Annotated in this window: 7 protein-coding genes; 5 read left to right on the plus strand and 2 right to left on the minus strand. The window is 40.2% G+C overall.

The features are described 5' to 3' along the window. The coding region (gene queG, locus ACEW8O_RS11510; RefSeq protein WP_373494777.1) for a tRNA epoxyqueuosine(34) reductase QueG at window positions 1-903 on the minus strand (903 nt) is incomplete at its 3' end. Window positions 904-1,355: 452 nt separating this feature from the next. Beyond that, the gene (ruvB, locus tag ACEW8O_RS11515) at window positions 1,356-2,387 is read right to left on the minus strand and encodes a Holliday junction branch migration DNA helicase RuvB (RefSeq protein ID WP_373494778.1); all 1,032 of its coding nucleotides are present in this window, start codon (window positions 2,385-2,387) and stop codon (window positions 1,356-1,358) included. A 159-nt stretch (window positions 2,388-2,546) separates the two neighbouring features. Between ruvB and ACEW8O_RS11520 the strand changes: the two genes are divergently transcribed. The 5 genes from ACEW8O_RS11520 to ACEW8O_RS11540 form a co-directional block, all read left to right on the plus strand. After that, complete coding sequence (locus ACEW8O_RS11520) at window positions 2,547-3,608, plus strand: FAD:protein FMN transferase (protein WP_373494779.1); 1,062 nt, start codon at window positions 2,547-2,549, stop codon at window positions 3,606-3,608. Window positions 3,609-3,619: 11 nt separating this feature from the next. Further along, window positions 3,620-4,396, plus strand: a complete 777-nt coding sequence (locus ACEW8O_RS11525; protein ID WP_373494780.1) for a zinc permease — start codon at window positions 3,620-3,622, stop codon at window positions 4,394-4,396. A gap of 100 nt (window positions 4,397-4,496) precedes the next feature. Continuing rightward, window positions 4,497-4,919, plus strand: coding sequence for a helix-turn-helix domain-containing protein (locus ACEW8O_RS11530; protein ID WP_373494781.1), 423 nt, complete (start codon window positions 4,497-4,499; stop codon window positions 4,917-4,919). Window positions 4,920-5,061: 142 nt separating this feature from the next. Then, the gene (locus ACEW8O_RS11535; RefSeq protein WP_373494782.1) at window positions 5,062-5,325 is read left to right on the plus strand and encodes a DUF4212 domain-containing protein; all 264 of its coding nucleotides are present in this window, start codon (window positions 5,062-5,064) and stop codon (window positions 5,323-5,325) included. A 24-nt stretch (window positions 5,326-5,349) separates the two neighbouring features. Further along, window positions 5,350-5,673 (plus strand): sodium:solute symporter family transporter (locus ACEW8O_RS11540; protein ID WP_407936183.1); only part of this gene is annotated, 324 nt, incomplete at its 3' end.

The following is a 5,673-nucleotide window of genomic DNA, read 5'->3' on the forward strand; positions in this document are numbered from 1 at the left end:
TGTCCTTTTAACAGCAGATTTTGCAAAAACCTTTTGGAATGTTTCCTCTGTAATTTCCATCCAATCTCTTTTATCCATTTCTTTTAGATCGGGATGAGGGTTAAATTGACTCACTTCATGTGGTCTGGAAAAACTGTTCCATGGACAAACGTCCTGACAGATATCACATCCAAAAACCCAGTTTTCGAATTTCCCTTTCATCTCTTGTGGAATTTGGTCTTTGAGCTCAATGGTAAAATAAGAAATGCATTTTGAGCCATCTACCACTCCATTTTGAACAATGGCATCAGTCGGACAGGCATCAATACATTTAGTACAAGTCCCACAATAATCCTTGGTCATAGGTTCATCGGGACTTGCTTCTATATCTAGGACCAATTCCGCCAAAAAGAAAAAGCTCCCCATTTGCCTGTTCAACAATAAACTGTTTTTCCCCAACCATCCAATCCCTGACTTTTGGGCCCATTGTCTTTCCATCATCGGAGCGGAGTCTACAAAAGCCCGTCCATGGACTTCTCCTATTTCTCCTTTGAGTTGTAGCAGGAATGATTTCAGTTTGTCCTTGATCACAAAATGGTAGTCTTTCCCGTAAGCATATTTTGCTATCTTGAAATCCTCCCTGCCTTCAGGAAGTATTTGATCGGGGAAGTAATTATAGATCAAACTTACCACTGTCTTTGCCCCTTCAACCAATTTAGTAGGGTCGAGTCTTATGTCAAAATGATTGGCCATATAGGCCATTTGGCCATGGTAATTTTGGTAAAGCCATGCTTCAAGCCTTGGTGCTTCTTCTTCCAAAAATTCCGCCCTGGCAATCCCACAAAAATCAAAGCCCAGGTTTTTTGCATGCGACTTTATAATCCTAGCGTATTTGTCTTTTTGAAGAAAGGAATTATTGGACATAATTTAGTGGAAATTAGTTTTGTTGAGCATTAGTATGCCTGACATATTTATGCTAAACCAAAAGGTTCTCATCTTCTTTCTATGATTTAATAAATCGTTCGTACCTACGGTACTTTGGAGAGGTGGTATCAATATGAATCCCGGCAATAAATTGCCGGGCTATAATTTCGGTCATGCCGATGGCATTTTTCTTTTTGCCGATTTAATATGGGGATAGCTTTGCCAAGGTTAGGGTCTTCACTTAAATAGTTAATAACTATTCATTAATTTCCTTTGATTATAGGATAGGAATATTTGCGTTACCAAAGCTTAACAACAAGATTCTTCTTGGCACTTCACCCTTAATCCTTTCTCCATCCTCCCCTATATCCCATATCCCAAATCTAAAATCTAAAATCTACACTCTACCATCTCCCCTGCCTTCATCCTTCATCCCTTCTCCCTCATCCTTCCTAAAAAAGGCTTCCCATCTGCCCTCCAAAATCCGGCTTGATTTTCAGGTGCTTGTAGGCAAGTTCTGTCGCCATCCTACCTCGGGCTGTTCTTTTGAGATATCCTTCCTGAATCAAAAACGGTTCATATACCTCCTCGATTGTTTCTGCCTCCTCACTGCATGCAGTTGCAATGGTGCTGAGTCCGACAGGTCCCCCTTTGAATTTTTCAATGATGGTCATCAATATTCTGTTATCCATCTCGTCGAGTCCGTTTTCATCCACATCCAAGGCATTGAGGGCAAATTTGGCTATTTCCAGACTGATGGTGCCGTTTCCTTTCACTTCAGCAAAATCACGTGTCCTTCTGAGAAGCATATTCGCAATTCTTGGAGTTCCTCTGCTTCTGCGGGCTATTTCATACGCAGCAATTTCATCAATGGGTGTTTGCAGGATGCCGGCAGATCTTTCCACGATACCTGTCAATAACTTTGCATCATAATATTCCAGTCTGGAATTGATACCAAATCTTGCACGAAGCGGGGAAGTAAGCAAACCGGACCGGGTAGTGGCCCCAATAAGGGTAAACGGGCTCAATGAAATCTGTACGGAACGGGCATTGGGTCCAGAATCGAGCATAATGTCAATCCTAAAATCCTCCATCGCCGAGTAAAGGTATTCTTCCACTATGGGATTAAGCCGGTGGATTTCGTCTATGAAAAGTACATCGCCCTCCTCTAGATTGGTCAGAAGTCCGGCAAGATCAGATGGTTTGTCCAACACAGGCCCGGATGTAATCTTTAGTCCCGCTTCCAGTTCATTGGCAATGATATGGCTGAGGGTGGTTTTACCCAATCCGGGAGGGCCATGCAAGAGGACATGATCCAAGGGTTCGTTTCTTCTTTTGGCCGCAAGAACAAAGATTTTAAGGTTTTCGACAATTTTGAACTGACCAGTAAAATCGTCAAAGCTCAAAGGCCGAAGGGCTTTCTCTATTTCTCTGTCTGAGTTGTTTAGTTTTTCTTTATCGCCGCTCAAATAATCTTCTCTCATAGCTGTGCAGTATGCCCTACAAAGATAGAAATTTAGACCAAGGCAAAAAGTTTAAATAAAATAGGGTGAAAAGAAAGGCAATCATGTTGCATTTCTAAGGTTGTTTAGGAACTTTTATTAGAAAAATAGCTTTAACTTTCGGAAAATTTACCCCTTTCCATGCGCAGCAACGCCAACAAAAACATTCTTTATTCCATTATTCTTTTATTGCTGGTTGCCATTGTTTACCTCTATCGGCAAAATCAGCAAAAACCAGTTGAGGAAATTGTAGCGGTAACCTCAGGTAAAGTCATCCTGTCAGGAAATACAATGGGGACAAATTACAGGATTGTTTACCTGGATAAGGAAGAGCGGGATTTCAAAGGCCAAATTGACTCCATTTTGATCGTTTTTAACCAATCCCTTTCAACCTATATTCCTGATTCGGAATTGAGTGTTTTCAACAAAAGTGATTCCTTGGTTTTTGAATTGCCTTATTTTCTTCCGGTATTGGAGGCAAGTAAGGATATTTTCGAAAAGACAGAAGGTGCTTTTGATCCTACGGTCGGCCCATTGGTCAATCTTTGGGGATTTGGGCCAGAAGGACCTCAATTAAAAGACAGTGTGAATATCAATAGCATTTTGCCTTTGGTAGGATTTAACCAGATTGAATTTGACGAAACAAGGGTCAAAAAAATGAAGCCAGGTATTTATCTTGATTTCAGTGCAGTTGCGAAGGGATATGGGGTGGATGTGGTCGCTGTTTATTTGATTTCAAAAGGGATCCAGAATTTTCTGGTAGAAATCGGTGGGGAATTGGTGGCAAGAGGAGTAAACGAAAATGGAGAACTTTGGAAAGTAGGTGTGAATAGGCCGGAAGAATTGGGCAGAGCTGATGAGCTTTTTAGCATTATTGCACTGGAAAATAAAGGGATGGCCACTTCAGGAAACTACAGGAATTATTATGAAGTTGACAGTGTCAAAATTTCCCACACCATCGATCCTTTTACCGGTAGACCTGTCCGGCATGGATTATTGAGTGCAACGGTGTTGGCTGCTGATTGCATGAAGGCAGATGCATTGGCTACGGCAATAATGGTTATGGGAACGGAAAGAGCCATTGCCCTACAGGAAAAAGAAAAGGATTTCGAAATATTTTTGATTTACAACGATGAAAATGGCGAGATGAAATCTTTTGCCAGTGATGGCCTCAAACCTTTTTTATCCTTCGCCCATGAATAATATCCAAGAATATGGCAGTTAATTTTATTTTATTGTTTGTAACAGCCATGGTGGCCGGTGGTTTGGCTTACTTTATTCCAAGGTGGGAGGAGCGGTATTTCAAATTGGTATTGGTCTTTGCCGGATCATATCTTTTTGCCATTACTGTACTTCATATCTTGCCCGAATTATTTGTAGAATCAGGAGATTCCACCAAAATGGGACTTTTCATCCTTTTGGGTTTTCTGCTGCAGCAAATTTTGGCCCTTTTGTCCACGGGAGTGGAACATGGGCATATCCATCATCCCAACCATCAGCACACAGGGGTTCAGGTAGGGGTTTGGACCATCATGATCGGTTTGTTTATGCATGCCTTTCTGGAAGGAACCCTACTTTCCCATGATGGCATTTTGGTGGATCACCACCACGATGGGCATGACCCTGGTCACCACCATCATCATGGCAACAACAACCTTCTTTTGGGAATCTTATTGCACAAAGGGCCCGAGGCATTTGCTTTGGTAGCTGTGCTGATGAGCAATATGAGAAAAAGGTTGGTCTTTGCTTTATTGGTCATTTTTGCTTTTGCTTCACCTTTGGGTATGGTATTGAGCAACCTGTTTTATGAAAGGAATGTATTGGACAGAAATGCGCTGAATGTTTTTTATGGAATGGTAGCAGGAGGTTTTCTGCATATTTCCACAACCATCTTTTTTGAAAGCAGCCCTGACCATCGTTTTCATCTCAACAAGGTTTTAATCAGTATTTTGGCTTTTGGTCTGGCAATTACTTTGGAGATGTTTCTTTAGTATTGTTTTGAATCTATATTTTTAAATCGTCTTATTGACTATATATTGCTAAAGTAATATACTTTCGCTAATTTGATATATCAATACCAAAATAGACGAAATGGAGAAAGCAATATGTCCCAAATGTGACCATACCAAAGTGGTCAAGAGTGGTGTAGTAGGTGGCAGACAGCGATTTAAGTGCAAAAAATGCGGGTATCACTTTACAGTGAATAAGCTGGGTAAATCCATAGACAAGTATTATGTTGTGAAAGCTTTGCAGTTGTATATTGAAGGTATTTCTTATAGGGAAATCGAAAGAATATTGGGTGTAAGCCATGTTTCGGTGATGAATTGGGTAAAGCAATATAAAATCAAAGCCCCTGAAAGCTACGATTACAGACCAACTTACAAAGTATTGAATCACACTGAATTGATCAAATATATGGCCCAAAAGGACAATCTTACAGATACAGGTATGTTGATAACCGAATTGGGAGATAAGTTTATGATTATTAAATGGGAGCGTTTTAAAAACAGATGATTCAGAACATTATACTGTTTACTATAATTAATTAACAAATATATATCCCTGTTTTTTTATTTGAATTTCAACTTTTCAATTTAAGTGTCTCTTATTGCAAAATTCAGTCAATAAGATCCTTATACTATTAACCCAAAACTTTATGTCAGAACACAAACTCAAAATGCAGGCTTATTGGAAAAAGAACCTCAGAACACTGTTTATTCTTTTGGCCATCTGGTTCACTGTTTCATTTGGATTTGGGATTTTATTGGTTGAGCATCTCAACCAGATCAAAATTGGAGGTTTTAAGCTCGGGTTTTGGTTTGCCCAGCAGGGGTCTATCTACTCCTTCGTAGTGCTGATTTTTGTATATGTGTACAGAATGAATCAGCTGGACAAAGAATTTGACGTCAACGAAGAATAAACCCCAACTTCAAAAAAATCTGCAATGGAAATATTAACCTGGACATATATACTTGTCGGAGCTTCATTTGCGCTATATATCGGGATAGCGATATACACCCGCGCCGGGTCAACCAAAGAATTTTATACTGCTGGCGGTGGAGTTTCTCCATTGGCCAATGGAATGGCTACAGCTGCTGATTGGATGTCTGCCGCATCTTTCATTTCAATGGCAGGGATCATTGCATTTTCAGGATATGATGGGTCAGTTTACCTGATGGGCTGGACAGGAGGATATGTACTGTTGGCTTTGTTATTGGCTCCTTACTTGAGAAAATTTGGAAAATTTACGGTTCCTGATTTTGTTGGA

The sequence above is a fragment of the Aquiflexum sp. genome (assembly GCF_041749095.1).
Taxonomy (GTDB): domain Bacteria; phylum Bacteroidota; class Bacteroidia; order Cytophagales; family Cyclobacteriaceae; genus Aquiflexum.

Excerpts from the sequence above, each read along its gene's own strand:
- ruvB (WP_373494778.1), bottom strand. The coding sequence starts at position 2,387 with ATGAGAGAAGATTATTTGAGCGGCGATAAAGAAAAACTAAACAACTCA.
- ACEW8O_RS11535 (WP_373494782.1), top strand. The coding sequence starts at position 5,062 with ATGTCAGAACACAAACTCAAAATGCAGGCTTATTGGAAAAAGAACCTC.
- ACEW8O_RS11525 (WP_373494780.1), top strand. The coding sequence starts at position 3,620 with ATGGCAGTTAATTTTATTTTATTGTTTGTAACAGCCATGGTGGCCGGT.
- ACEW8O_RS11520 (WP_373494779.1), top strand. The coding sequence starts at position 2,547 with ATGCGCAGCAACGCCAACAAAAACATTCTTTATTCCATTATTCTTTTA.
- ACEW8O_RS11530 (WP_373494781.1), top strand. The coding sequence starts at position 4,497 with ATGGAGAAAGCAATATGTCCCAAATGTGACCATACCAAAGTGGTCAAG.